Source organism: Lachnoclostridium sp. An118, assembly GCF_002160985.1.
In the GTDB taxonomy this organism is placed as follows: Bacteria; Bacillota; Clostridia; order Lachnospirales; family Lachnospiraceae; genus Claveliimonas; species Claveliimonas stercoravium.
Window position 1 is genome coordinate 24,954 of record NZ_NFLQ01000017.1, and the last position, 25,234, is coordinate 50,187.

Consider the following 25,234-nt stretch of genomic DNA (forward strand, 5'->3'; position numbering starts at 1 on the left):
GTGACCGCGTCACTCCCTCTCCTGCAGGGGAAGGCAGATGGCAAAGTCGGCCCCCTCCCCTTCCCGGGAGCGGACCTCCACATATCCGCCCTGGAGCTCTGCGATCCGCCTTGTCAGGTACAGGCCGATCCCAATCCCCTCCACGTCGTGGACCTCCGGCTCCCGGTAGAACCGGGTAAAGATTTCCGCCTGCCTCTCCAGAGGGATTCCCTTTCCCGTGTCCTTCACGTGGATTTCCGCAAAGATTTCCCCCTTCCTGACAGACAGTCCTATCCGGCCTCCCCGCCCGGTGTACTTCACCGCGTTGTCCAGAAGGTTGAACACCGCTTCTTCTGTCCACCTGGAATCGTGGGATAAAAGGAAAGGCCCCTCCGCCTCCGCCCGGATCTCGATATCCTTTGCGGCAGCGGCGGCCACCACGGCGGAGATGGCCCGCTTCAGCGTCTCCGCCAGATCGCAGTCCCTCTTTTTTATCTGGATGATCCCCGTCTCCAGCCGGGACATTTTCACCAGGCTGCGAAAGAGAAAGTCCAGCTTGTCCGTCTGGTGCTCCAGCCTGTCTAGAAAAACTCCGGTCTCCTCCGGGAGCTCCTCCCTCCTGAGGATTTCCAGGCAGAGCTTCTGATTGGCGATGGGCGTCCTTATCTGATGGGAAATGTCTGAGATGAGCTCCTTCATCTGCTCCTTGGCCTCCAGGCTCTCCTGCTCTCTTCTCTCCTGGATATGCTGGATGCGGGCCAGTTTCTCATTCACCTTCCCGGACAGGGTATCCCTGGTCTCCTGGTCATTTTTCAGGGGTTCCCCCGCAAGGAGGGCATCCAGGTTCTCCTCCAGCTCCTCTGTAAATGTATATATATCCTTTTTCTGCCGCCCCATCCTCCAGATGGAAATCCCTGCCAGGACAAGGGCCGCGGCTGTGATCGCCATCATCTGATCCACTGATATCCCATCCCGTACACATTTGAAATATATTTGTGGTCCTCGTCCTCTATCTTACCCCGGAGGCGGCCGATATTGACCGTCAGGGCGTGCCGGTCCACGATCTGACTGCCGCCCTCCCAGAGCCGGTCCAGCAGCAGGTCGTAGGTGAGGAGCTGCCCTTTATGGGAGAGGAATTCCTTAAGGAGCCGGAATTCCGTGGGCGTCACCGGACAGGGCCGGCCCTCCACCTCCGCCTTTGCCCCCAGAAGGTCCAGGCGCAGATGCCCGTCGTCAAAAATCTGCCCCGCGTCCTTCTTCTCCCTCCTGAGTATCACATCGATCTTCTTCAAGAGCACCTTCATGGAAAAGGGCTTGGTCACATAGTCCTGGGCTCCCAGCTCATAGCCCTTCAGCATGTCCTCCTCCAGGTCCCGGGCCGTGAGGAAGAGGACCGGGGTCCTGCTCCGGCCTCCCCCGCTCTCCGCCAGATACCGGCAAAAGTCAAAGCCCTCCCCGTCCGGCAGGTTCACATCCAAAAGGACCAGGTCTGCCCCCGCTTCCCGGTGCAGCCTTCTGGCCTCCGAAAGCGAGCGGGCCACAAGAGGGATAAAGCCCTCCTTCTCCAGCATCCAGGCAATCCCCTCCGCCAGCTCCCGGTCGTCCTCCACAACCAGGATACTCCTGTCCGGCATCTTATCTCTCATCTTTCCACTCCCTCTTTAAAAATTCCGCAATGTCCACCGCCTTGGGCGGGCAGCCTGCCAGTGATCTCCGGAAGCAGCGGGTGCAGTTTCCCACACCCAGCTCTCCCTCCTTCCCCCGGAACCCCTGGCCGATGGCAATACTCTCTCTTACCTTTCCCTTAAGGTACCCCGTCTCGTCCACCCGGTCCAGGGCGTAGATGAGGGAGCCGTAGCAGGCCTCCAAAAGCTCCCTGGTCATCTCACAGTAATCCTTTCCCTGGGTGATATAAATATCCGTCTTCTCCATATTCCGTCACTCCCATCCATCGCTTCCTATCAGTACAGCTTCCGGTAGATTTCCTCCATCTCGTCCGCCGTGAATTTCACATAGCTCTGGTTTAAAAGCCGCTGCTGAGTCGCCTCCACACTCTCGGCAAAGGCCCTGACCTCCTCCTCCTTCATGCCATATTCGCGGAGGGGCTTCCTCTGGATCAGGCTGCCCAGAAGCTCCTCTATCTCCCGGTAGACATGCCCGGGCCCGCATCCCAGGATACCTGCCAGGAACTCATTGAGCCCGCCTATGCCGCCATTTGGAGCCTTCTCCTGGTAGGCCTGGAACACGGCCGTGAGGAACTGGTAGTTGGCCTCCCCGTGGGTCACATGGTACACCCCGCTCAAAGGATAGGACATGGCGTGGACAGCGCCGGTCCCCGCATTGGCAAAGGAGATGCCCGCCATGTTGCTGGCCACAAGGAACTCCTCATACAGGCTCTCTCTGCAGCCCTGCCCCTCCCCTGCCAGCTTCCGAAAGCCTCCAAGCAGCATTTCCATGGCCTGCTTTGCAAACATCCTTGTGTAGAGATTGCTCTTGGGCGACACATAGGACTCAATGGCGTGGATCAGGGCATCGATGGCGCTGGTGACAAAGAAATGCCAGGGCAGCTCCTTTAAAAGCTCCGGGATCAGCACCGCGTGGTCCGGGTAAATCTCATCACAGGCCAGGCCCAGCTTTGTGTGCAGCCCGGTCACCTCCGCGATGGACACGCTGGACACCTCCGAGCCGGCGCCGCAGGTAGTGGGCACAGCCACCAGGGAGCGCACCTTTTTAAGCTCTGTCCTTCTCTGGTAAATATCCGCTGCCGGGGCATCTCCGTCCAGCACCAGTATCTTGGCCATATCGATGACCGCACCGCCGCCGATGGCAATGATCCTTCCACAGCCTGTCTTTCGGAAGTCCGCAAGAAGCGCGTCCACCATCAGGTCTGTAGGCTCTCCCTGGCCATACCGGCTCTTGCAGCGTATCACTGCACCGGTCTTCTCCAGCCCCGCAAAATGGGCCTCAAGCACGGATTTCCCCGCCAGGACAAAATCCCCCTCCCCGATCTGGAAATCCTCCACAAACTCCTGCGCGCCGCCGTACTGATGCACCTCCGGCTTCTCCTGAAATAGTTTCATATCCTCTGTCCTCCCGTCAAAATCAGCTTTTGTATCATTGTATCATATCTGTCCGCTTTTTCGGCAAAATCCTCTCCGGCTAGAGCGCCCTGATATCCCTCAGGAGGGCCTGCACATCCGCCTCCTTTGTGCTCCAGCTCGTGCAGAAGCGGACGCAGAAACGGCCGTCCCTGGTCTGGAACTGATTTTCAAAGATATGGTTTTTGGCCAGCTTTTCCTTCTGCTCCTCTGTCAGAAGGAGGAACTGCTGGTTTGTGGGGCTGTCGATGTAGGACTCTACGCCCTTTTCGGCAAAGGCCCGGCGTATGTCCATGGCGTACCTGTCCGCCCGCTCTGTGATGTCGAAGTAGGTGCCGTCCCTGAACAGGGTGTAGAACTGGAGACCCAGCACCCAACCCTTGGCCAGCAGTCCCCCGTTCTGCTTCATATAGCTGCGGAAATGGTCCTTCAGCTCCTCATTCACGATGACCACAGCCTCCCCCATCATGGCCCCGCACTTGGTGCCGCCGATGTAGAAAATATCCGCCGCGGCCGCAATGTCCGCCAGGGTCACGTCATTTCCCTCAGCGCCCAGCCCGTAGCCCATCCTGGCTCCGTCCACCATCAGGTACAGGCCGTACTTGCGGCAGACCCGGCTGATGTCCGAGAGCTCCTCCTTTGTGTAGATAGTCCCGTACTCGGAGGGGAAGGACAGGAATACCATCTTCGGCTGGGTCACGTGCTCCGGGATGTCGCTTGAGCGGTAGCCCTCCGCCTCCCTCTCCACAGCTCGGGCCGTGATCTTCCCCTTCACCCCCGGGACTACGTGTATCTTGTGCCCGGTGTGCTCCACCGCCCCGGTCTCATGGACCTGGATGTGCCCTGAGTCCGCGCAGATGATCCCCTGGTAGGGGCGCAGCGCCGCGGCGATCATGGTGTAGTTCACCTGAGTGCCTCCCAGCATGAAGTGGATATCCGCATCCGCCCCTCCCAGGTGCTTCTTTATCTCAACGGCCGCCCGCTCGCACCACTCGTCCATACCGTAGCCTCCGTAGCTCTCGCCGTTCGTATCCATAAACGCCTGTAAAATAGCGGGATGAGCCCCGCAGTTGTAGTCATTGTTCCATCTGATCATTTTCCCTCTCCTTTTTTACCTCTTTGTATCAATTTGTATCAATCTGCAGGCATCATAGCCCCGGGCTTTTGGCCTTAACATCATTTTATACAATATCATTTGCCGCCGCAATCCGAAAATTTTCATCTGTCATTTCCCCTCTCTTTATGCTATGGTAAAAGAAAAGGCAGCGCCGGCAGATTCCGGCGTTTTAGAAAGGAATGGTACATTATATGGAACGCGATATCAGAACCATTGTCAGTCAGATGACTCTGGAGGAAAAGGCCGGCATGTGCTCCGGCAGGGATTTCTGGCACCTGAAGGGCGTGGAGCGCCTGGGCGTCCCGGAGGTCATGGTGAGCGACGGCCCTCACGGCCTGCGCAAACAGAACGAGAAGGCGGACCACCTGGGAGCAAACGAGAGCATCAAGGCTGTCTGCTTCCCCACCGCCTGCGCCACAGCCTGCTCCTTTGACCGGGAGCTCCTAAGAGAGCTGGGGGAGGCGCTGGGAGACGAGTGCCAGGCGGAGGACGTGTCCGTCATCCTGGGCCCCGCGGTGAACATCAAGCGCTCACCCTTATGCGGGCGCAATTTCGAATATTTTTCCGAGGACCCCTATCTGGCCTCCCAGATGGCAGCCGCCCACATCCAGGGCGTGCAGTCCAAAAATGTGGGCACCTCCATCAAGCACTTCGCAGCCAACAACCAGGAGTACCGCCGTCTGTCCTGCTCCTCAGAGATCGACGAGCGGACTCTCAGGGAAATCTACCTGGCTGCCTTTGAGACGGCCGTCAGGGAGGGAAAACCGGACACCGTCATGTGCTCCTACAACAAGATCAACGGCACCTTTGCCTCCGAAAACCACTGGCTCCTGACAGAGGTCCTGCGGGACGAGTGGGGCTTTGAGGGCTATGTCATGTCCGACTGGGGCGCTGTCAACGACAGAGTCAAGGGGCTGGAGGCCGGGCTGGACCTGGAGATGCCCGCCAGCGGCGGACACACGGACGCAGAAATCGTAGCCGCTGTCAAAGACGGGACCCTGGACGAGGCTGTCCTTAACAGAGCCGTGGAGCGCATCCTGCGCATCATCTTTAAATTCGCGGACCACCGCAGGCCCGGCGACTTTGACAAGGAGAAGCATGACAGGCTTGCGGAAAAGATCGCGGAGGAATCCATGGTCCTCCTAAAGAATGATGGTCTTCTCCCCCTGCCGAAAGCGGGAAAGAAGATCGCCTTTATCGGAAAATTTGCCCAGAAGCCCAGATTCCAGGGCGGCGGCAGCTCCCACATCAACTCCTGCAAGATCACGGGAGCCCTGGAGGCGGCAGGGCAGCTGCCGGAGATCACCTCTGATATCACCTACGCCCAGGGCTACGATACAGCGGAGGACAGGACCGACCCGGCCCTCCTCGCCGAGGCGGTAAAGGCCGCAGAGGAGGCGGACGTTGCCGTCATCTTCGCCGGCCTCCCGGACGCCTTTGAGTCCGAGGGCTACGACCGGTCTCACATGCAGATGCCAGAGTGCCAGAATGAGCTTATCCGGGAAATCCTCCGAGTACAGAAAAACACCGTCGTTGTCCTCCACAACGGCTCCCCGGTGGAGATGCCCTGGGCCGGCGATGTGAATGCCATCCTGGAATCCTACCTCTGCGGCCAGGCAGTGGGCGCCGCCCAGGTGCGTCTCCTCTTCGGCCTTGCCAATCCCTGCGGGAAGCTGGCTGAGACGATCCCCCTGAAGCTGCAGGACAATCCCTCCTATCTGAATTTTCCGGGAGACGGGCAGACGGTAGAGTACAAAGAAGGGGTGTTCGTGGGCTACCGGTACTATGACACGAAGGAGATGGACGTACGCTTCCCCTTTGGCCACGGGCTCTCCTACACCACCTTCCAGTACAGCGACATGCAGCTCTCCAGAGGACAGCTCTCGGACCGTGACACCCTGACCGTATCCCTCAAGGTGAAAAACACCGGAACCGTGGCCGGAAAGGAGATCGTTCAACTCTACGTGGCGGACAGGACAGGCGCCGCGGACCGGCCGGTGAAGGAATTGAAAAACTTCACCAAGGTCTTCCTGGAGCCGGGGCAGGAGAAGACTGTGGAGATGACGCTGGACAAGCGCAGCTTCGCCTGGTACAACACGCAGATACACGACTGGTACGCGGCCACCGGCGACTACGAGATCCTGGCCGGGGCCTCCTCAAGGGACATCCGACTGACCAGGACCGTCCGCTTTGTCACAGAGACACAGCTTCCCTTCCACATCCACAGGAACACCACCGTGGCAGAGCTGCTGGCAGATGAAAGGACCGCCCCTGTCATCCGCTCCATGATGACCAGTCTCGCCTCAGACATGACCGGAGGCGGGGACAACTCCTCAGAGGCCGCTTCCGAGGCGATCACCCCGGAAATGACTCTGAAAATGCTGGAGAACTCTCCGCTCCGCTCCTTCAAGAGCTTCTCCGGACTGTCGGAGGAGGAGCTGACTTCCCTCATCCAGACACTCCAGGAGGCTGCCGACACCGTCAGGTAGCCCCTGAGATCCACACAGGAGCAGACCTTAAAGGTCCGCTCCTGTTTTATCTGAAAATTTTGATTTTTATATGCAAATTAAAAATTTTATTTTGTTTATAATTCTTTTTAATCTGTTATTTTTGTTATTTATTTTATTTTTTCTGTTTTTTTATATTGACATTTCCAGTTTTGTGAGGTATTATAATGACAACAAAAGAAAAGGAGGACGGACCACCGAAAACTTAATCTTAAATCCAAATTATCAACAAAACTAATGAAAGAGGTAAAGACCAATGGGAAAGTAATTTAAATCCAAAAAATTCACTATTTGAGATAATAGTTTCAAATAGATATCAAGTAAATAAGGAGGTAAATTCCAATGGATGGAATAAGCTGAAAATCCACTGTACCTTTAAAGATCAAAAGATACAGTGGATTTTCTTTGCGCTCTTATTTACTTTTCAGGAGCATGTCCAACACGCGGAGGGGTCACATGGAGAGCTTGATCCTCAGTATCCTCTCCACAGACTGGTCTATCCGCTCTTCTGTCAGCCGTCCGTCGCTGACCGCCTGGAGCACTCCCTGGAAGGCACTCTCAAAATCCTCCGGCATGAGCAGCATGTCCACTCCCGCCTGCAGTGCCTTCACCGCCGCGTCGGCGGAGGAGTACTGCGAGGTGATGGCTCCCATATTGAGGGCGTCTGTCATGACCATCCCGTCAAATCCCATCTGACCGCGCAGCACATCCGTGATCATCACGGAGGACAGCGTGGCGGGCGTATTGTCTCCTGTCACGTTGGGGCAGGCAATATGGCTCACCATGATGACCTGCACCCCCTTGTCGATGCCGTCCTGAAAGGGCACCAGCGCCTGGCTCATGAGCTGCTCCAGATTTTCCTCCACATAGGCATACCCCTGGTGGGAGTCCGCCGTGGTCCCTCCGTGGCCCGGAAAATGCTTGTACATGCCGATGATGCCCTGGTCCCGAAGCCCCTGCAGCTCCGTCTCCGCCATAGAGGCCACAAGCTGGGGGTCCGATCCGAAGGAGCGGTATTTCACCACCTCGTTGGCAGGGTTGGTCAGCACATCCGCATCCGGCGCCGCATCCATATTAAAGCCCAGGTCCCGCAGGTAGGCCCCGATCTGACTCCCGATGTCATAGGCCTCCTGTGTATTTCCCCTCTGCCCCACCTGGCTCATGTACTCAAAGGACGGAACCTGGAAGGCAGGATTTGAGGCAATCCTCGACACCTGGCCTCCCTCCTCGTCTACGGAGAGGAATATAGGAAAGCCCGCGGCCTCCTCCCCATACTGGCTTGTATTAGCCAGCATCTGCCGGGTCTGGTCCGGGCTCTGCAGATTCTGGGCAAAATAGATCACACCCCCTACCGGGTGCTGCTCAAGGGCCGCCCTGGTAGCCTCCCCCGCCTGCACAGCCGTGCCCACTCCCGTCAGCTGCTCCGGCGTCACCATGAAGAGCTGGTTCACTTTTTCTTCCAGTGTCATCCCATCCAGCGTCTCCTGCACTCTCGCCGCCAGCTGCTCCTCCGGGGTCTGATCCTCGGTCTCTTCCCCGGCTGCATCGTCCTCCTCTGCCGGCCGTCCCTCTTCCTCTGCCTGCCGGCCGTCCTGGTCTGTCCCGGCTGTGTCTGTTTTCCCCTGTCCGCCGCCTCTCAGGAGTATCCAGGCCGTCCCGCACAGCGCCGCCGCCAGCAGGATGCCAAGGACCGCCAGCGCCGCCTTTTTCTTTGCGGAGGAGCTTCTTCCCTGTCTTCTCATCATCTTACCCTATTCCCTTACATTTGTTTTCGTACGATCCTGTAATCATCCCCGCTGCGGTAGTAGGGACAGGCATAGCGGCTGTCCGATATGAGCCGGACATACTCGTCCTCGTCCATGTTCACATCGCAGACATAGCCGCCGTACTCCTCGTCGTAGCTGTAGTAGGTACAATCTGCACAGCTCCGGACCGTTTTCTTCTTATCTGCCATACTTGCTCCTGTTTTCATTTGATTTCCGTCGGGAAATGTAGTTTCGGACCTCTCTCCCGGCTTCAGATACGTGTTGCCCTGCCTACTCAGGCCAGCATCTCCTCTTTCTTCTCCAGGATGGCCTCCACAGCCGCGCAGGCCGGACAGTCACAATATTTTTTCCCGGCAGCCTTGAGCTCTCTTCCGTGGTCTGCCACACCCCTGGCATTGTCCCCGAACACCTTTGCTCCCATATCAGACTCGGCAAAGGCGATCAGGCCATCCAGTGGCATGATGTCTGCTTCCAGCTCAGCGATATATTTCCTTGTCTCCTCAGCCTCCCCTTCTGTCCCCACGGCGTCAAGCCATGCCTGGGCGGCCTCCTTTGCCTCTCTGCTGCAGGAGTGTGCCTCCATCAGCTCATGGGTTTTCTCTGTAACATAATCTTTTACTTCTCTGTTCATATCAGACACCTTCCTTTCTTTTTTCCTGTCTCTATCATATCACAACAGCACTGATTTACAAGAGGGCGATAGGACCGCCGGCGCGATACTGGCATGATTATAAGCACTTATTATAAAAGCTAATAAAAGAATATGTAAAAATTAGAGCAAATAATATTTTTTGTGTTATAATCTCTTTAGCATCAACAGAGCATAGAAATATCATAGAAATGAGGTATTGAATATGAAGCCAATCAAAGAAGGAAAAGTACGCGAGATCTACGACAACGGCGACAGCCTGATCATGGTCGCGACAGACCGCATCAGCTGTTTTGATGTGATCCTAAAAAATGAAGTGACCAAGAAGGGCACCGTGCTGACACAGATGTCCAAATTCTGGTTCAATATGACCCAGGACATCCTGCCCAACCACATGATATCCACAGACGTAAAGGACATGCCGGAGTTCTTCCAGCAGCCCAGATTTGACGGCAACAGCATGATGTGCCGCAAGCTGGAGATGCTCCCCATCGAGTGCATCGTCCGGGGCTACATCACAGGAAGCGGCTGGGCCAGCTACCAGAAGGACGGCACTGTGTGCGGCATCAAGCTGCCTGAGGGCCTGAAGGAGTCCGACAAGCTGCCTGAGCCCATCTACACACCGTCCACAAAGGCGGAGATCGGCGACCACGACGAGAACATTTCCTACGAGCAGAGCGTTGCCCACCTGGAGAAATATTTCCCGGGAAAAGGCGAGGAGTACGCAGCCCGTCTCCGTGACTGCACCATCGCCCTCTACAAGAAATGCGCTGACTACGCACTGTCAAAGGGCATCATCATCGCGGACACCAAGTTCGAATTCGGCCTGGACGAGGAAGGCAACATCGTCCTGGGCGACGAGATGCTGACACCGGACAGCTCCCGCTTCTGGCCCGCAGAGGGGTATGAGCCGGGACACGGACAGCCCTCTTTTGACAAGCAGTTTGCCCGCGACTGGCTGAAGGCCAACCCGGACAACGACTGGACTCTGCCGGACGACATCGTGCAGAAGACCATTGACAAATATCTGCAGGCATACGAGATGCTGACAGGGGAGAAGCTGTAGACGGGTTTTTCCATTAAACAGACCATAGAAAAAGGGAACTCACAGGTCATTCCCAACCTGGGGGCTCCCTTTTTTATCTCCTTATATCCGCACTGTTCGCCTATATCGTTCTACTCTTCTATATCGTAAATCTTACAGTCCTTTCCGAACAGCGTGTCGCTGAGACTGATCTTCCGGATAAGGGTAATGCGCCTGGCCATGACCTCCGGAGGCTCCGGGTCGCTGCTCATGATCCACTCAACAGCCGTCTGTATGGAGGCGATAGAATGGTACTTTGTAGCAAAAAGCTGCTCCCTCGACAGGGGCTTCCCGCCATTGTGGTATGTATGCCACCGAATGTCATAGTCCACTACAAACCACAGCATAAAGTCCATCAGACAGTTCTGCTCCCGGATGGCGCATGCCTGTTTGAGGAAATTCCGGTAGGCATCTATGTTTCTGTAAAAACTCAGCGTGTTCTCATAGTATGTAAAATCGGGGTCATTGTTCAGGAAATTCCCCAGCACCTTGTGTTCATAGATCCACTGGATCAGGTCGTTTTTGTCTTTAAATCGATTGTAGAAGGTCTGCCTGCTGACACCTGTCTTTTTCAGCAGATCCTTGACTGTAATGGAGGCAAGGGGCTTTTCCGTGCACAGCTCCAGCATGGCCTCCGCCAGCATATTGTGAATATCGATCGCCATATTACATCACTTCCCGGTTCTCTGCTTCCTTTTTCTTTTGTGACTATTCTATCACATCGCACCGCATATTTCCCCGAAAAAAGCAGTTATTTTTTGACATTTTCAGGTAAATTGTCTACATATAGACATCTACTCCCCGTCTGCCTGTCCACAGATAAAACAGTGCCGTGTATCTGTATACAGATGACAGCTCCCTGTTTATCAATTGTAAAACCCCTCCTTATTTGCCATAATTTTAACAAACAAATCCGAAGGAGGAAATTTAAATGCAAGAGAGGAAATTATTTACACCTGTAAAAATCGGTCCTATGGAAATAAAGAACCGGTTTGTCATGCCTGCCATGGGAACCAACCTGGCCCTTCACAGCGGCGAGGCGGGCGATGAACTGATCTCCTACTACACCGAGAGGGCCAGGGGCGGCTTCGGGCTTTTGATACTGGAATGCTGTGCGGTCCGCTACGACGGAAGATCCCTGGTCAATGAATGCGGACTCTGGGATGACTCGCTGATCCCCAGCTACGAAAGGCTGACCGGCTCCGTTCACAGAGAAGGGGCAAAGATCGCGGTCCAGCTGCGGCACTGCGGACGGGAGACAGAAGAAAAATACACCGGCGGCGTTCCTGTCCTGGCTCCCTCGAAGGTTCCCTGTCCCTCCTGCCAGTCCATGCCCCGGGAGATGACAACAGAAGAGGTATACGAGATGGTGCAGGCCTTCGGAGACGCTGCGGCGAGAGGCAAAAAGGCCGGCTTTGACGCAGTGGAGCTCCACGCCTCCCACGGCTATCTCATCGCTCAGTTCCTGTCCGGGCACGCCAACAAAAGGACGGATGAATTCGGAGGCTCCCTCCACAACCGGATGCGCTTTCTCCGCCTTGTGCTGCGGGATATCCGAAAAAAAGCGGGAGACGATTTCCCTGTCATTGTCAGGATCAGCGGCTCTGAGATGATCACAGGCGGACGGGAAGTAGAGGAGACAAAAGCTGTCTGTCAGATGTGCGAGGAGGAAGGCGCGGCAGCCATCCATGTCAGCATCTCCACTTACGGAAGCCTGGCTTACTGTATCGGCTCCACCTATCTGGCTCCCGGCTATGAGACAGAGGCCGCAGCCAGGGTCAAGAGCTCCGTGCGCATCCCGGTCATCACGGTTGGAAGGTATACGGATCCGGAGATCGCGGAGGCTGCCATTAGAGACGGAAGCGCCGACATGGTGGCCTTTGGGCGCCAGTCCATAGCTGACCCCCATTTCCCGGAGAAGGTAGAAGCCGGGGACTACGACTCTGTCATTCCCTGCATCAGCTGCGGGCAGGGCTGCATCATGCATCTTTTTTCCGACGAGCCCATAAGCTGCGTAGTCAATCCCTTCAACAGCACGGAAGAGTCCTACATCTCCAATAAGACCGAGCATGCCAGGCACGTCCTTGTCGCAGGTGGCGGACCGGGAGGCCTGATGGCTGCCTGGATCCTGGCAGCCAGAGGCCACAGGGTAGACCTGGCCGAGCGTGAGGATTACCTTGGAGGCGCTTTTCTGCCGGCCGCCTATCCACCCTCCAAGAGCCCTATAGCCAAGATGATCGGCTACAATATCCGGCAGTGCAGGAAATATGGAGTCAACATCATGACCGGCAACGAGCTGACCACTGAAAAGATAAAAGAAATCCATCCCGATGTATTGGTCATTGCGACCGGGAGCACAAACCTGACCCCGCCCATCAAGGGACTGGACAGCGCCGGCGTGCTGAACCCCTGCGATGTCCTTCTCGGCAAGGCCGTCACCGGGCACAGAGTCCTGGTGGCAGGAGGAGGCCTGATCGGAGCGGAGACAGCTGATTTTCTGGCAGAGCAGGGCCGGGAGGTAACGGTCATCGAGATGAAACCGGAGATTGCAGCAGACCTGGATCCCTACGCAAAGCCCATGCTTCTCAGAGAGCTGAAGGACCACGATGTGACCCTTCTGACAAATGCAGCTATTCAGGAATTCCTGACCGACGGCGTCACATACAGCAATCTGGAAGAGGAAAGCGGGACCGTTCGCACGCTGAATGGCTTTGACAGCGTTGTCCTGGCTCTGGGCACAAGAAACTACAATCCCTTCGGCCAGGAGTTCCAGGAACTGGCCGACGAGGTATACGTCATCGGGGATGCAAAAAAGGCCGGAAAAGTGTACGCAGCCACTCACGAAGCAGTAGATGTGGCCATGCGCATCTGACAGCCCGCCTGTCAGTCTGAGCGGAGGAGGAATTTTTATTATGAACAATACCAACCAAAAAAGAAGAAACTTTATCAGCGTTCTGGCAGTGTATTTTGCCGCAAATGTCATTTTCATCATGAGCCCTGCCATGAATTCCATTGCCACGGAACTTTACCCGGACATAGCCTACGGCACTGTGCTTCTGCTGTCCACTATCTCATCCCTTTTCATGATCCCGGGATCCCTGGCAGCCGGCGCTGTCCTCGGGAAGCAGGTAGGATTTAAACAGATGGCCGTAGTCTCTCTCGGTGGGACCATCATCGCCGGCGTCCTGCCGTATTTTATCACAAATTTTACCGCAGTCCTTATACTGCGCATCATCGTAGGTTTCTGCATCGGTCTGGGATTTCCGCTGCAGAGCACTCTTGCCCTGAAGCTTTTTGATGACAGCGAGCGCCCCGGCGTCCTGGGAAAAGCCACCGTGGCCATGTCCGCCGGCTCTATCATCTATATGCTTGTATCCGGAGCCGTCTGCGACATCAGCGCATCCTATGTCTGGCTCGTCCACGGCATCCTGATCATACCGCTGATCCTGGTCCTCATCTTTTTGAAGGAACCGGAAAAAAATGAAACCGAACAGAGTATACAAGGCAGTGCAGCGGACAGCTCACAGAACAGCCCCGGCGAAAAGCTTCCCCTTATGGCAGCCTTCGCCTCTGCCATGTTTATGATCGTGTTTTTCGCCTTCTACCCAATACTTTTGAACATGTCCGCCATTGTGGACCAGGAGGGGCTCGGCACAGCTGCCGTGACAGGGATCATCTCCTCCCTGTTTACCATCGGTAACGCCATCGCCGGAGTAATCTTCGCAGGCGTATACAAAGCCGCAGGGCGCTTCACGATCCCCGTCGGGCTTGTGCTCTGGGCCGCGGGAACAGCCATTTTCAGCTTCGGCCACAATCTGCCCATGATCGTCATCGGTGTGGTCGTGTGCGGGATTGCCGTGCAGATCGTCTGGCCTGGGACGATCAACAGCTTTGCCGGCTATGTCCCGCCGTCAAAACAGAGCATGGCCTCCGCCCTCTTTGTCAGCGGCATGAATTTAGGCTGCTTTCTCACCAGCTTTTACATCACAGGAGTTGCTGACCTGACGGGAAATGCAGACCCAAGGCTCCCCTGTCAGATCGGACTTGTCATTGTCATTATATTTGCAGTCATCTGGTCCATAGCAGAGCTGGACCACAACAAAAAGACAGCGTCCACAAAAGACGCCAGATAAAACAAACAGGAGGATTTCACTATGAAGATCAATAACTTTGTCTACTGCAACCCTACAAAAATCTATTTCGGAGACCAGCAGCTCTCCCACCTTGCAGAGGAGGTCAAAAAGCACGGGGACAAGGCTCTCCTCGTCTACGGAGGCGGCTCCATCAAGAAAAACGGTCTCTATGACAGGATCATGTCCATCCTCTCCGGAGCAGGCATCGAGACAGCAGAGTGCAGCGGTATCGAGCCCAATCCGCAGTACACCTCGGTCAACCGGGCTGCAAAAATATGCAGGGATGCCGGGTGTCAGGTGGTGATCGCCGTGGGAGGCGGCTCTGTCATCGACGCTTCCAAGGTGGTCGCCCAGGCAGCCTTTTACGAGGGAGACTGCTGGGATCTGGTGACCAAAAAAGTGGACGAGCCCCGGGCTCTCCCCCTCATCGCAGTCCCCACCATGGCATCTGCCGGCTCAGAGAACGACGCCTGGGCTGTCATCTCCAATGCGGACACAAACGAGAAGCTGGATCCCTGGCACGCCGGCTACCAGCCCACCGCTGCCTTCATCGACCCCTCCATCACCTACACGGTGAGCCCCTACCAGACAGCAGTCGGAGCGGCGGATATTTTCTCCCACATCGTGGAAATCCGCTATTTCCTGAAGGACCCCAAGATTGAATTTGTGAGCGAAATGATGGAGGTGATGGCTGCCAACACAGTAAAATATGGAGCCATTGCCGTGAAAGACCCGAACAACACGGAGGCCCGCCAGAACCTGTCCTGGCTGTCGGCCATGATCACCGGCGGCATCATGGATATGGGCGGTATCCAGGACATGGCGCTCCACATGACAGAGTACGGCATTGCCGCCTTCTATGAAATCCCCCACGGCCACGGCATCGCCATCCTCTTCCCCAGATGGATGCAGTATGTCTTAAGCGAAGAGACGGCTCCTGTCTTTTACCATTTCGGTCAGAAATGCTTTGGCATCCCTTCCGGACTTGGGGATACGGAGGGTGCGCAAAAGACCATCGATGCCCTGAGCCACTGGCTGTATGAGGAGCTGGGGCTTGAGAGCAGGCTTTCCGCCTTCGGCGTCACAGAGGACCGTCTCCACGATATGGCGGTGAAAGCTACCGGGAACCACGGCGGCATCCTCCACAGCATAACAGACCTGACAACAGATGATGTAGAGCACATTTTCAAGATGTGTCTGTAATACCTCCGCTTTCCTTCTGGAAATGTAAGGAAGTGTAACTTTGTCACAGAAATCCTTTTGCCTTTTCTGTACAATACAGTTACAACATTTACAGAAGGGATGGAGATATCATGAAAGTGAAGCTGGATAAACGTCTGACCGACCACATGAAGGAGAAGGGACACCGCCACATCCTGCTCAGCCCCCATGTGTGCTCCACATGAGGCGGCCCGATGCTGAACATATCAGCAAGGTTTGCTGATCCGGATGAAGCGGCCGCCCTGAAAGCAAATGGTTTCCAGAGCTTCGCCCACGATTTTGGCGAGGTCCTGATCTACCGGGAGCCGCTGCGCACGGCTGACACCGTGACCCTCGGTCTCTCCCGCTTTTTTAAGAAGATCACTGTAGACGGGATTTATTCCACATAACACAAAAGGAGCAGAGCCCCTTAAGAACCTTGTCCTCACAGGTTCCCGGAGAGCGCTGCTCCTTTTTCTTTCTACTATCTTGTATACTTTTCCACGAGCTCCTGCATGCGGTCGAACTGCTGCTCCATCTCGTCCACCAGGCGGAACTGCGTCCTGGCCCGCACCAGATTGTGCTCCGGATAATCCGTCTTGAAGTAGGTATCCCCCTGGAGATAATCTGTCAGGAAGCGGATGCCGCACTCCAGCGTCATGAGCCGGGCGCCCCAGGGAAGGCTCTTTATCTCCGCCTCAGTCAGGACGTCCTTCGTCTCCTCCAGATACCCCTTCACATACAGCTCATAGAGGGAAATGTCAAAATGCATGAGGTCCAGGTTGGGCTCGTCCTCCTCTGCCGTGGCGGCTCCAAAGCGGATGGAGTCACCAAAGTCATTGGCCGCAAGCCCCGGCATGATCGTGTCCAGGTCGATGATGCACAGCCCCTTCCCCGTCTTCTCATCAAAGAGGATGTTGTTCAGCTTTGTGTCATTGTGGGTCACCCGCAGGGGCAGGATACCCGCGTCCTGCTGCTCCACCAGCACACCGCAGTCCTTCTCCCTGGCCAGCGCGAAATCAATCTCCGGCCGGCAGGAGGCGGCACGGTTTTTCAGGTCCCTCTTCAGGGCGACCTGGAAGGCGCCGAACCGCTTTACCGTGTTGTGGAAATCCGGGATCGTCTCATTTAATTTTGAAGCCGGATAGTCGCAAAGCTGCTTCAGGAAATGGCCGAAGCTGCTGCCGGACTGGTAGAACTGCTCCGGCTCCTCCACAAGCTGGTAGCAGACAGAGTCCGGGATGAAGTTGTAGCATCTCCAGGGCTCTCCCTCGCTGTCCTCAAAGTAGTTGCATCCGCTCTTTGTCTTGATATAGGAGAGAGTCTCCCTGTCCGGGTCTCCGCCCTCCCTGCGGATCACGTTTCTCAGATACTCTGTCACGCCGAAGATGTTGTCCATGACCCCGGCCGGATCCTTGAACACATTGCTGTTTACCCTCTGCAGGACGTAGGACAGCTCGTCCCCCTCCCGCCCCGGCATATACACGGCGTAGGTCTCATTGATATGGCCGGCTCCAAAGGGCTTCACATAGCTGCACCGGTTCCCAAAGCCAAAGGCGTAGATGGCATCCTCCAGATTCCTGTCCTCCACGCCGTCAATCTTCCTTCTGGTGGAGAAGATCACTTCTCCGGCCTCCACCTTCACCTTTGACGCAATGCGGCAGTTCGCCTTCACCACGCTCCCCAGGCCGATGTGGGCGCCCCTCTCCACGTAGGAGTCGTGGTCCACCACAGCGCCGCTGTTGATGAGGACTCCGTGCTCCACCACGGTGTGGGTGTTGACAATAGCCCTCTGCATAATAAAGCTCCCTTTGCCGACAGATGCGCTGGGGCTTACCACCGCCGACGGATGGATGATGGCCGGCACATCGTACCCTGCCTCCATCAGCTTCTCCGTCCAGTGGAGGCGCATATTGTTGTCCCCCAGGGCTGCCACGGCCGTGTCGTACTGCCCAAGAAAGCTCTCATAGTCACAGCACTTTCCCACTACATCCGGGTCTCTCACCGCGTCGTCAAGAAACACTGCCTTCTCGTATCCCAGAAGCTTTGCGGTCTCCTGGATCATATGGCCAAATCCGCCGGCCCCAAGTATCAGTAAATCTTTCATGCTCTTTTCCGCAGGAGAACACACCGTTTCTCCTGTCCCCTTTCTTTCGTTGTCAGATAGACAGTATTATAACACATTTCCGTGACAAAAGGGAACAAATGTGACAGCTTCCCTTGGCAGTAATGCTGACTGCTCATTCTTCTCAATGGCCGTCATGAGGGCATCCTTTATCTGCCCTCCAAGATTCGGGTCCAGCTCCTTCGTGGCAATGTGGGCAAAAAGGAAAGATTTTTCCATATCCCGTGGTTTGGACAGGGAGTCCAGCATCTCCCGCAGCAGCTCCACGCAGCGGTCCCCGTCCCTCTCCTCCACGGCCACCGTAAATTCCAGAGTCAGGCCGCTGTAATCCCACTGCCAGGCCTCCATCACCTTCCGCCCGTAGCCGGCGATCTCCCGGGCCCGCTCCCGGTCACCCTCCCGCGCGGCCACAGTGGCCAGATTGTCGAGAAGCAGATAGACCTCTATGATGGAGCCGTTCAGCTTCTGCTCGATCAGCTTGGCGGCCTCCTCATTTTTCTCCTGCTTCATATACATGGAAATCTGCAGCTGCCTCTTGTCCAGCGAGTTGTACTCGGGAAGGCGCTGCAGGTATTCCCCCGCCTTCTCATAGTCCTCCTCCTGGATACAGAGGGAGGCCAGCGCATATCTGGCGCGGTCCGCGAACACAGGGTCATCGCATTTTACCGCCCTCTCATACAGCCGGACCGCATATTCCTGGCACTCCTGCCGCTGCTCGTCTCCCGCCGTCCTAAGGATCACAAGTCCCCGCAACATGGTAGCCAGCTGGTACAGGAGCTCCCCGCAGGAGGGATATTCCTCCGCCAGGTCCCTGACCCGGTCGACGGCTGCCTCTACCCCCTCCTCCTGGGAAATCCGGGCCACCTCATTCATCTCTTTTGCCATCTCCTCCCGGGTCAGGCTCTCCCGAAAGCACATCAGCGTATTGGGGTCTGACTTCAGAAGCCGGGCCAGGGCGGGAACAAGGGAAATGTCCGGGTAGGTGGCGCCGTTCTCCCACTTGTTCACAGCGGGCGCCGACACGCCCAGATACTCCGCCACCTGCTCCTGGGTGAGACCAAGCTCCCTGCGCTTTCTTCGTATCACATCGTTCATCTGCATAACATGCATAACAGTCTGTTCCTCCTCGTTTTTATTGCGAAGGCCTTCACTACTGTTATTGTAGCAGACGGATATCAGGATGTATATTGAACGGTTCTTAATTTTCAGGAAGTTTTTTTAACTGCAAGTTATGTTTTGTCACAGGATATATGTCATCTCATGCCAGCTCTCGCCGCCCCAGCAGGACTGGGACATACCCCCGTCCTCAAATCCCATCTTCAGGTACATGCCCACCTTTTCCTCCAGACAGGTCAGGACAAGCATCCTGCGGCCACGCTCCCGCTCCTGCCTGACATAGCAGGCCATCAGCTCAGAGGCCAGCCCCTGACGGCGGTACTGCGGCAAAACTCCCAGGCTGAGCACCATGACATTGGCTCCCCTTGGGTCATGGAGGTCTGTCTGCTTAAAAAATCCATCCCGCAGGGTGGACTCATCTGTCACAAGGCCGTTCAGATAGCCCGCCAGCCTTCCCGTCTCCCTGTCCACAGCCACCAGGAACTGCTCCCCCGCCAGGGTGGCCCTGGCCTTTACAACCTCCTTGGTCCCCGCCTCATTAGGCGGGAAGCACAGCCGCTCCGCCTCCGCTGCCTCCCTGACCTCCGACCGCCGGATCAGGCGGATCTCGAACCGCTCTTCCGTGCGGCCGCTTCCCTTTTCAGTCGCTTTTTCAATCATTTTCCCAGTCGTTTCTTCAGCTGTTTTCCCAGTCATACTCTGCTCTTCCTCTGCCTTTTTGTTCCAAAGAGAAAACGGGCAGTGTCACCTGCCCTCTTTTATTTTATTCTCTTTCCTTCCTCAAGCTGCCGCTCAAGGCAGCTTACAGTACTTTTGTCATTTTTTATTTTACTCCTTTTTACAAAAGATGCAATGACTGATTATGGCATTTGATTCCGGATTGGTGTATAATATTAAAAAATTTAGAATGGAGGTAGCCATGATCTCTCTGAAGCAATACGTTAAAATTGATAACAGAAAAAAGAAGCAGTATTTTCGGACTGCCTCTCTGGAAATTGCGCAGCAGAATCTTCGGCTTCTTCAGCTCTCCAGCCTGTCCACAGTAGCCTTTCTGCTCTTATTTTTCCTGCTGACACCGCTGATCATTCCGGAATGGGAGATGACTCCTCAGCACTTCTGGTTCCTCCCTGCCTCGCTGAGTTTATTTCTCATCTCCTTTTTATATCAAAAGCTAAACCGGGGCAGCTTCCGCTTTGTAACTTTCCTTTGCATTCTTTTTGAAGTGGTCGTAGCCTTCTTTATCATATTAATCGATGTATATACCTCAAGAGAGGCTCCCGGGTCCTTTTTTGCTCCCCTCTGTCTCGCTCTGCCTGCCATGTTCATCCTTCCTCTGCACCTGAGCTATCTGCTTATTTTCTGTTTCGAGGCGCTCTATATCGCACTCACACTTTCCTACAAGACATCATTTATCGCACAGTATGATATTTTCACCTCTATCGTAGGCATTTCCTTTTCCTTTGTCATTGCACACACGATCCTGCACCTTCGCGCGGGGGATTTTGACCTGAGACTGAAATACCAGCAGCTGAGCCGGCGCGATGCACTCTCCGACATCCTGAACAAAAAGGCTTTTGAGGATTCTGCAAAGGCCTACCTGCAAAGAGATATTTCCGGCTGCCCCCGCCCCTGTACACTTCTGATCTTTGACATTGATAATTTTAAAGTAGTCAATGATAATCTGGGGCACTATGCTGGCGACCAGCTTCTGAGCCTCATCGGAAACAGGCTTCCCGAGCTCTTCCGCTCCACTGACATCGTTGGCCGCTTCGGAGGAGACGAGTTCGTGATCCTTCTCATAGGACCACTCACGCGCGACACCCTTGAGGAAAAATGCCGCTCTATCCATCGGCAGATTTCTGAGATCAAACTGCCGGGACTAGACACCCATATCACCTGCAGCATCGGATGCGGGATTTCTGATGGCTCTGTAGAATCCTATGATGAACTGTTCCGCTTGGCTGACAGAGCTCTTTATACAGCAAAAGAAACAGGCAAAAACCGCCACTGCATGCTGGATACAGACTCAGCCCAACGCTACAAAGTCCGAATATCCTCCCCCAGGGGCAGCTCATAGGATATCAGCTCCCTTCCATCCAGGTCCTCTCTTCTCATATCCACTGCCTGGATCCTGTGGTTGTCATAGGTCTTGAAATAGTAAACTCCGGTACAGGCGTTGACACAGCAGGAGTAGGTGGTGACATCTTCCCGCCCCTCCTCTGTCAGTACCATACCCCGCACCATGGACACGCTGTCAAGGATGTGGAAAAGCTGGGACACATTTGCCCTCTCCTCCCTTGGTGCCCTGGAATTCCATCTGAGGAAGGCGGCCCGCACAAACCTGGATGCCGGCGACGCGTCTCCCGGAAGTCCGATAGCTCCCATGCCCTGCCCAAAGGGCTCCATGTCCAGGCCCTCGCCAAACCGGTTCTCCGGAGCTCGGGCTGTCAGATTCAGATACTGCCGCAGGTTCATAAGGTGAAAGGGAAATGGTGGATTATTTGTAAGCACCCCAAAGGGATTTTCATAGAGCTTCAGTCCCTCCTCCACCGGCTCGGCCACCCATGCCTCTTTCCTGTCTGCAATCATGAAATGCAGCGGGGCCAGGGGGACCTCCGGCGCAAAGGGAACGCCCACTAAATCCGTCTCCTTCAGATATCCCACTGCCTCACTCACGCAGGAGCACTGCCCCAGCAGCCAGGGAATCACCTCGTAGGGTGTGACCTGGTATTTCTTTTTCCCCGCCACAGGATAAAAGGCATTTCCCGGGAAATTCAGCCCTGCCATGCAAAGCCCTTTCTCGTTGACCGCCTCAGCGTACATGGGATACTCCTCCATCACCGCCGCCATGCCGATCATGCCGTAATGGCGGCCCATGGACTCCATCCTTTTGAATGTGAGGGGATACTTTCTCGGTGTGATGACCACCCGCTCCCCAAAGGAATACTCCAGGTCCAGATTTCTCCCAAAATAAAAATCTCCATTTTCGTACGTGATACAGGTACACATAGTCATCTCCTCCTATTGTCAGTATCCTCATCCTGCCCGTCCTTTATACCAGGAGGCTATCCCGCCTGTCTTCCCCCCCTGTATCCCGGTCGGTCGCGCACTCCTACGCCAGCCCTTTTTCCTCCAGCCAGTCTATCAGGAGCCTCTGCCCTTTATTCCGGCGGCGGGCCATACGCCGGAACTGCAGGATCGTAAGGCCGGTAAAGGCAGCGGTCAGGACCGCCATCAGGACAACGGAGGAGAGGATGCTCTCCCCGCCGCATATCGTACTCCTGAATGCATCTACCGTGTAGGTGAAAGGCAGCCAGTCATGTATCCTGGCTACAAACGGCGGGGAGAGTTCAACCGGGTACGTGCCGGCAGACCCGGAGAGCTGCACGACCATAAATATCAGCATGAGGAAACTCCCCACTTTTCCAAGTGTAATGTTAAAATAGTACATGATCGAGGTAAAGGCTGCCGCTGTCAGGCAGGCAAAGAGCACAGTCTTTGTCATCTCTGCCGGAGCAAATCCATCCACCGCATGCAGAAGGAGGATGAGCAGGAGCCCCTGCAGGGCTGCCACAGGGTAGAGCACGACAGCCTTGCTGGCCCACCAGGAAAAACCACCCTTCAGCCTGCCCGTATATTTTGTAAGAGGATACATGAGGCAGAATGCCAGACATCCTACCCACAGTCCCACAGACATCATGTACGGCGCCATGGCATGCCCGTTATTTTCTACAACAGTCAGCTCCGTCTCCTTCGCATCCAGTGGAGAGGCAAACATGCCCACTGTCTGATCTCCGGCCTTGACTCTGCCGGCCTGTCCGGCCCCGTCCTGCAGCCCCGCTGCCAGCTCTTCCGATCCGGACTGCAGCTCCTTCATCCCCAGGTCCAGCGCCTCCGCGCCCTCATACAGCCTGGCCGCTCCACTGTGGATCTGCCTTGCACCGCCGGAGAGGCTGTCCGCCCCCTTTGTCAGCGTCCCGCTGTTTTCTGTCAGCTGCGCTGTCCCGTCAAACAGGCTGGCTGTGCCTGACGCAAACCTGTCCATCCCCACGGTCATGGCGTCCACTCCATCTGCAAGCTGTCCTGTCCCTTCTGTCAGGACGGTGCTGCCTGCCGCCAGACTGGACACCCCGTCCGCATAGGTCCTGATCCCACGGTCCAGCTCTGCCATGCCGCCAGCCACCGCCCGGCCGCCGGACCGGACCGCACTGACTGCACTGAGCATTTCTCCTCCTGCTGCCTTCAAGCTGTCCGCACCGCCTGCCAGCGCAGTATTCTCTGCCGCAAGGGCCTCGAGCCCGGTGCGGAGGCCGCCGACTCCTTTTGCCGCCTCCGGAAAATATTCTGACGCCTTCTCAAGCTGTCCCAGGGTCCGCGCTGTCTCCCCCACCTCTTCGGACATCTGCTCCGCCTCGCCGCAGAGTCCTCCAACCTCATCTGCCAGCCTGCTAAGCTCATCCGTCTGTACAGGCAGGATCTTTTCCTGCGCAGTCCCCAGCCTTCCGGCTCTCTCATCCAGCACGCTGCTCTCCTTGTCCAGCGCATCCGCACTCCCGGCCAGAAGCTCCTGCACCTCCGCCAGGCTGCCCGCCGTCTGCTCCATCTGCTCTGCGGTTGCAGCCATAGCTCGGTCCCAGCTGTCCAGCGATCCTGACGCGCGCTCTGAAATCTGACGCGCGCTCTCCATATATGCCTCTTTGTCCAGGCCTTCCGGCCCCTGCTGGCTTCCCGCGGAAGCATACAGGGACTGGATCACTGTGTTCAGGCCCTCCAGCGTCTCTCCCGGTACAGAGCCCTCCGCCAGGAGCTGGCTGTATATTCCCTCCAGCTCCCGGGCCGCCTCTGTCATAGCCTCTCTGGTGCCTTGCGCCTGCCGGCCTGCTGCACTGATCCTTTCATTTGCGTCATCCACACAGCTCTCCACCAGCGCCCCGGCATTTCCAGCCGCCTCTGAGACGGTTGTTCTGGCACTCTCGGTCTGCTCCTCCGCATCAGAAATGCTGCCGCCTGCGCTTCTGACTGTGTCTGACGCCTGGCTGATGCCCTCTGCAGCTTCCCTCATATCTCCCGCCAGCCTGTCCACATCAGACTGTGCCTCCTCCAGCTCTGTCCCGGCAGAACCAAGTGCGTCTGCCACCTCCCGGATCTGCCTGTCTGATGTACTGTCCGAAAGCGCCCGCATCTGTCTGTGCACCTCTTCAAGCCCGGATCCAAGCCGCTCTGCCCCTGCCGCAAGCGAGGTGTCGCCGCCCGAGACCGCACGGTTTACCTCTGATATTCCCTCTGACACCTCCCCCAGATCTTCCAGAGACGCCAGCTGTCTCGAGCTCTCCTCCAGCTCTCCTGCCCCCTGTGCATAGGCAGCGGCCTGTCCCACAAAGGTGTTGACAGCACTGACATACTGGTCCGCACCTCCAGCCAGGGCTTCCAGCCCCTCCGCAAGGCCGGAAGCTCCTTCTCCCAGCTCCTCTGAGGCGGACAGAAGCTGCCCTGACCGTGAATGCAGCAGCTCCACCCCGCCGGCGTACACCTTCACTCCTTCATCCAGAGAATGTGTGCCCGCTGTGAGCCGCGGGAGCTCTTCTTGTGCCGCGTCCGCCCCCAGCTTGAGCTGTGCTGCTCCGTCGTTGACCCGCCCTACACCCTCCGTGTATTCCTTCAGTCCTTTATCCAGCGTGTCTGCTCCGTCCGCAAAGGTGAGCGTACTGTCCTCCAGCCTCTTCATATTTTCCGTAAGCTCTCCGCTTCCGTCAGAGGCAGCGGCCACCCCGCCCGCAAGTACCCCGGCTCCGTCTGAAGCCTCCTGCATCCCTTCTCCGGCCTGTGCGATCCGGTCAAACAAGACCTCTGTGTAGGTCTCCGTGACCTGGGATGCAACCTCATCTCTGATCCTGGCAAGCGCTGTCTCACTCATTTTTGAGGCGATATAATTTGTCCCGGGATTCGTCTCATACCGAAGCTCCATCTTCTGCGGCTCCTCATCCAGGAGCGTGGCTGCATTTCCCGAAAAGTCCTCCGGAATGGTGATCACCATGTACCATGTGCCATTTGCCAGCCCATCCCTGGCACTCTTTTCATCCGTAAAATGGAAGTCAAGGTCCCTGCTGTCCTTCAGAGCCTCCACCATATCATTTCCTATACTTAATGTCTGCCCCTCGTATTCCACAGGCTGGTCCTCGTTTACCACCGCGACCGGAAGCTGCTCCAGGCTGCCGTACGGGTCCCACATGGATTTCAAAAATAAGCCCGCATAAATAAAGGGGATTACCGTGATCGCCGCCACCACCAAGAGCAGTATCTTGTTGTGTGTCAGGCTGCGTAGTTCTCTTTTTATCATATGCTTCCCTCTTTCTGTCATTTTGCTGATAAGAAATATACCACGGCACTCCTCCCTTTTATACAGACAAAACCCGCCCTGTGTCTGAAAATCAGTCACAGGGCGGGTTTTGCCCATACATTC

The 25,234-nt window shown here is 56.0% G+C and carries 22 protein-coding genes; 7 read left to right on the forward strand and 15 right to left on the reverse strand.

The features are described 5' to 3' along the window. Positions 1-9 precede the first annotated feature (9 nt). The 5 genes from B5E62_RS13120 to B5E62_RS13140 all read right to left on the reverse strand — a co-directional run bounded on the left by B5E62_RS13120 (position 10) and on the right by B5E62_RS13140 (position 4,173). Positions 10-930 (reverse strand): sensor histidine kinase, encoded by a 921-nt coding sequence (locus B5E62_RS13120; RefSeq protein ID WP_087174994.1) that lies wholly within the window; start codon positions 928-930, stop codon positions 10-12. Further along, positions 927-1,625, reverse strand: a complete 699-nt coding sequence (locus B5E62_RS13125) for a response regulator transcription factor (protein ID WP_087174995.1) — start codon at positions 1,623-1,625, stop codon at positions 927-929. Before B5E62_RS13125 ends, B5E62_RS13120 begins: the two co-directional genes overlap by 4 nt. Next, positions 1,615-1,911, reverse strand: a complete 297-nt coding sequence (locus B5E62_RS13130; protein ID WP_087174996.1) for a hypothetical protein — start codon at positions 1,909-1,911, stop codon at positions 1,615-1,617. The genes B5E62_RS13125 and B5E62_RS13130 overlap by 11 nt, the downstream gene beginning before the upstream one ends. A gap of 29 nt (positions 1,912-1,940) precedes the next feature. Then, the gene (locus tag B5E62_RS13135; protein ID WP_087174997.1) at positions 1,941-3,059 is read right to left on the reverse strand and encodes a 4-hydroxybutyrate dehydrogenase; all 1,119 of its coding nucleotides are present in this window, start codon (positions 3,057-3,059) and stop codon (positions 1,941-1,943) included. Between the two features lie 79 nt (positions 3,060-3,138). Beyond that, entirely contained in the window at positions 3,139-4,173 is a 1,035-nt protein-coding gene (locus B5E62_RS13140; protein ID WP_087174998.1) for a threonine aldolase family protein, read from the reverse strand. 212 nt (positions 4,174-4,385) lie between these two features. On the opposite strand from B5E62_RS13140, the gene B5E62_RS13145 reads away from it, so the two are divergent. Then, on the forward strand, positions 4,386-6,683 hold the full coding sequence (locus B5E62_RS13145; protein ID WP_087174999.1) for a glycoside hydrolase family 3 C-terminal domain-containing protein: 2,298 nt from the start codon (positions 4,386-4,388) through the stop codon (positions 6,681-6,683). 470 nt (positions 6,684-7,153) lie between these two features. On the opposite strand, the gene B5E62_RS13150 is transcribed toward B5E62_RS13145, so the two are convergent. From B5E62_RS13150 to B5E62_RS13160, 3 genes are all read right to left on the reverse strand, one after another. Further along, on the reverse strand, positions 7,154-8,446 hold the full coding sequence (locus tag B5E62_RS13150) for a glycoside hydrolase family 3 N-terminal domain-containing protein (protein WP_087175000.1): 1,293 nt from the start codon (positions 8,444-8,446) through the stop codon (positions 7,154-7,156). A gap of 14 nt (positions 8,447-8,460) precedes the next feature. Further along, positions 8,461-8,655: a DUF6472 family protein gene (locus B5E62_RS13155; RefSeq protein WP_033126677.1), complete on the reverse strand. Its 195-nt coding sequence runs from the start codon at positions 8,653-8,655 to the stop codon at positions 8,461-8,463. 86 nt (positions 8,656-8,741) lie between these two features. Continuing rightward, a complete protein-coding gene (locus B5E62_RS13160) occupies positions 8,742-9,098 on the reverse strand; it encodes a molecular chaperone Hsp90 (protein ID WP_087175001.1) in 357 nt (118 codons plus the stop codon). 217 nt (positions 9,099-9,315) lie between these two features. Between B5E62_RS13160 and B5E62_RS13165 the strand changes: the two genes are divergently transcribed. After that, the gene (locus B5E62_RS13165) at positions 9,316-10,182 is read left to right on the forward strand and encodes a phosphoribosylaminoimidazolesuccinocarboxamide synthase (protein ID WP_275532591.1); all 867 of its coding nucleotides are present in this window, start codon (positions 9,316-9,318) and stop codon (positions 10,180-10,182) included. A gap of 110 nt (positions 10,183-10,292) precedes the next feature. On the opposite strand, the gene B5E62_RS13170 is transcribed toward B5E62_RS13165, so the two are convergent. Then, entirely contained in the window at positions 10,293-10,865 is a 573-nt protein-coding gene (locus B5E62_RS13170; RefSeq protein ID WP_087175003.1) for a TetR family transcriptional regulator, read from the reverse strand. 266 nt (positions 10,866-11,131) lie between these two features. Between B5E62_RS13170 and B5E62_RS13175 the strand changes: the two genes are divergently transcribed. The 4 genes from B5E62_RS13175 (at position 11,132) to B5E62_RS13190 (ending at position 15,943) form a co-directional block, all read left to right on the forward strand. Then, on the forward strand, positions 11,132-13,072 hold the full coding sequence (locus B5E62_RS13175; protein WP_087175004.1) for an oxidoreductase: 1,941 nt from the start codon (positions 11,132-11,134) through the stop codon (positions 13,070-13,072). 40 nt (positions 13,073-13,112) lie between these two features. Further along, positions 13,113-14,333 carry an MFS transporter gene (locus B5E62_RS13180; protein ID WP_162610312.1) on the forward strand — a complete coding sequence of 407 codons (1,221 nt, stop codon included), beginning with the start codon at positions 13,113-13,115 and terminating at the stop codon, positions 14,331-14,333. A gap of 21 nt (positions 14,334-14,354) precedes the next feature. Further along, a complete protein-coding gene (locus tag B5E62_RS13185) occupies positions 14,355-15,536 on the forward strand; it encodes an iron-containing alcohol dehydrogenase (protein ID WP_087175006.1) in 1,182 nt (393 codons plus the stop codon). 212 nt (positions 15,537-15,748) lie between these two features. Beyond that, entirely contained in the window at positions 15,749-15,943 is a 195-nt protein-coding gene (locus B5E62_RS13190) for a hypothetical protein (RefSeq protein ID WP_087175007.1), read from the forward strand. A gap of 74 nt (positions 15,944-16,017) precedes the next feature. Here B5E62_RS13190 and B5E62_RS13195 read toward each other — a convergent pair whose 3' ends face one another. The 4 genes from B5E62_RS13195 to B5E62_RS16960 all read right to left on the reverse strand — a co-directional run bounded on the left by B5E62_RS13195 (position 16,018) and on the right by B5E62_RS16960 (position 20,094). Next, entirely contained in the window at positions 16,018-17,640 is a 1,623-nt protein-coding gene (locus B5E62_RS13195) for a phosphotransferase (protein WP_087175008.1), read from the reverse strand. Between the two features lie 66 nt (positions 17,641-17,706). Beyond that, positions 17,707-18,768: a helix-turn-helix domain-containing protein gene (locus B5E62_RS13200; RefSeq protein ID WP_087175009.1), complete on the reverse strand. Its 1,062-nt coding sequence runs from the start codon at positions 18,766-18,768 to the stop codon at positions 17,707-17,709. A gap of 129 nt (positions 18,769-18,897) precedes the next feature. Next, positions 18,898-19,434: a GNAT family N-acetyltransferase gene (locus tag B5E62_RS13205; protein WP_087175041.1), complete on the reverse strand. Its 537-nt coding sequence runs from the start codon at positions 19,432-19,434 to the stop codon at positions 18,898-18,900. A 504-nt stretch (positions 19,435-19,938) separates the two neighbouring features. Further along, positions 19,939-20,094, reverse strand: coding sequence for a hypothetical protein (locus B5E62_RS16960; RefSeq protein ID WP_162610313.1), 156 nt, complete (start codon positions 20,092-20,094; stop codon positions 19,939-19,941). On the opposite strand from B5E62_RS16960, the gene B5E62_RS16965 reads away from it, so the two are divergent. Continuing rightward, a complete protein-coding gene (locus B5E62_RS16965) occupies positions 20,093-20,851 on the forward strand; it encodes a GGDEF domain-containing protein (RefSeq protein WP_162610314.1) in 759 nt (252 codons plus the stop codon). The genes B5E62_RS16960 and B5E62_RS16965 overlap by 2 nt on opposite strands. Here B5E62_RS16965 and bsh read toward each other — a convergent pair. Together bsh and B5E62_RS13220 are read right to left on the reverse strand one after the other, a co-directional pair. Then, positions 20,812-21,783: a choloylglycine hydrolase gene (bsh, locus tag B5E62_RS13215; protein WP_087175011.1), complete on the reverse strand. Its 972-nt coding sequence runs from the start codon at positions 21,781-21,783 to the stop codon at positions 20,812-20,814. The two genes, B5E62_RS16965 and bsh, sit on opposite strands and share 40 nt — an antisense overlap. A 103-nt stretch (positions 21,784-21,886) precedes the next feature. Further along, positions 21,887-25,111, reverse strand: a complete 3,225-nt coding sequence (locus B5E62_RS13220) for a YhgE/Pip domain-containing protein (protein WP_162610315.1) — start codon at positions 25,109-25,111, stop codon at positions 21,887-21,889. Positions 25,112-25,234: the final 123 nt, after the last annotated feature.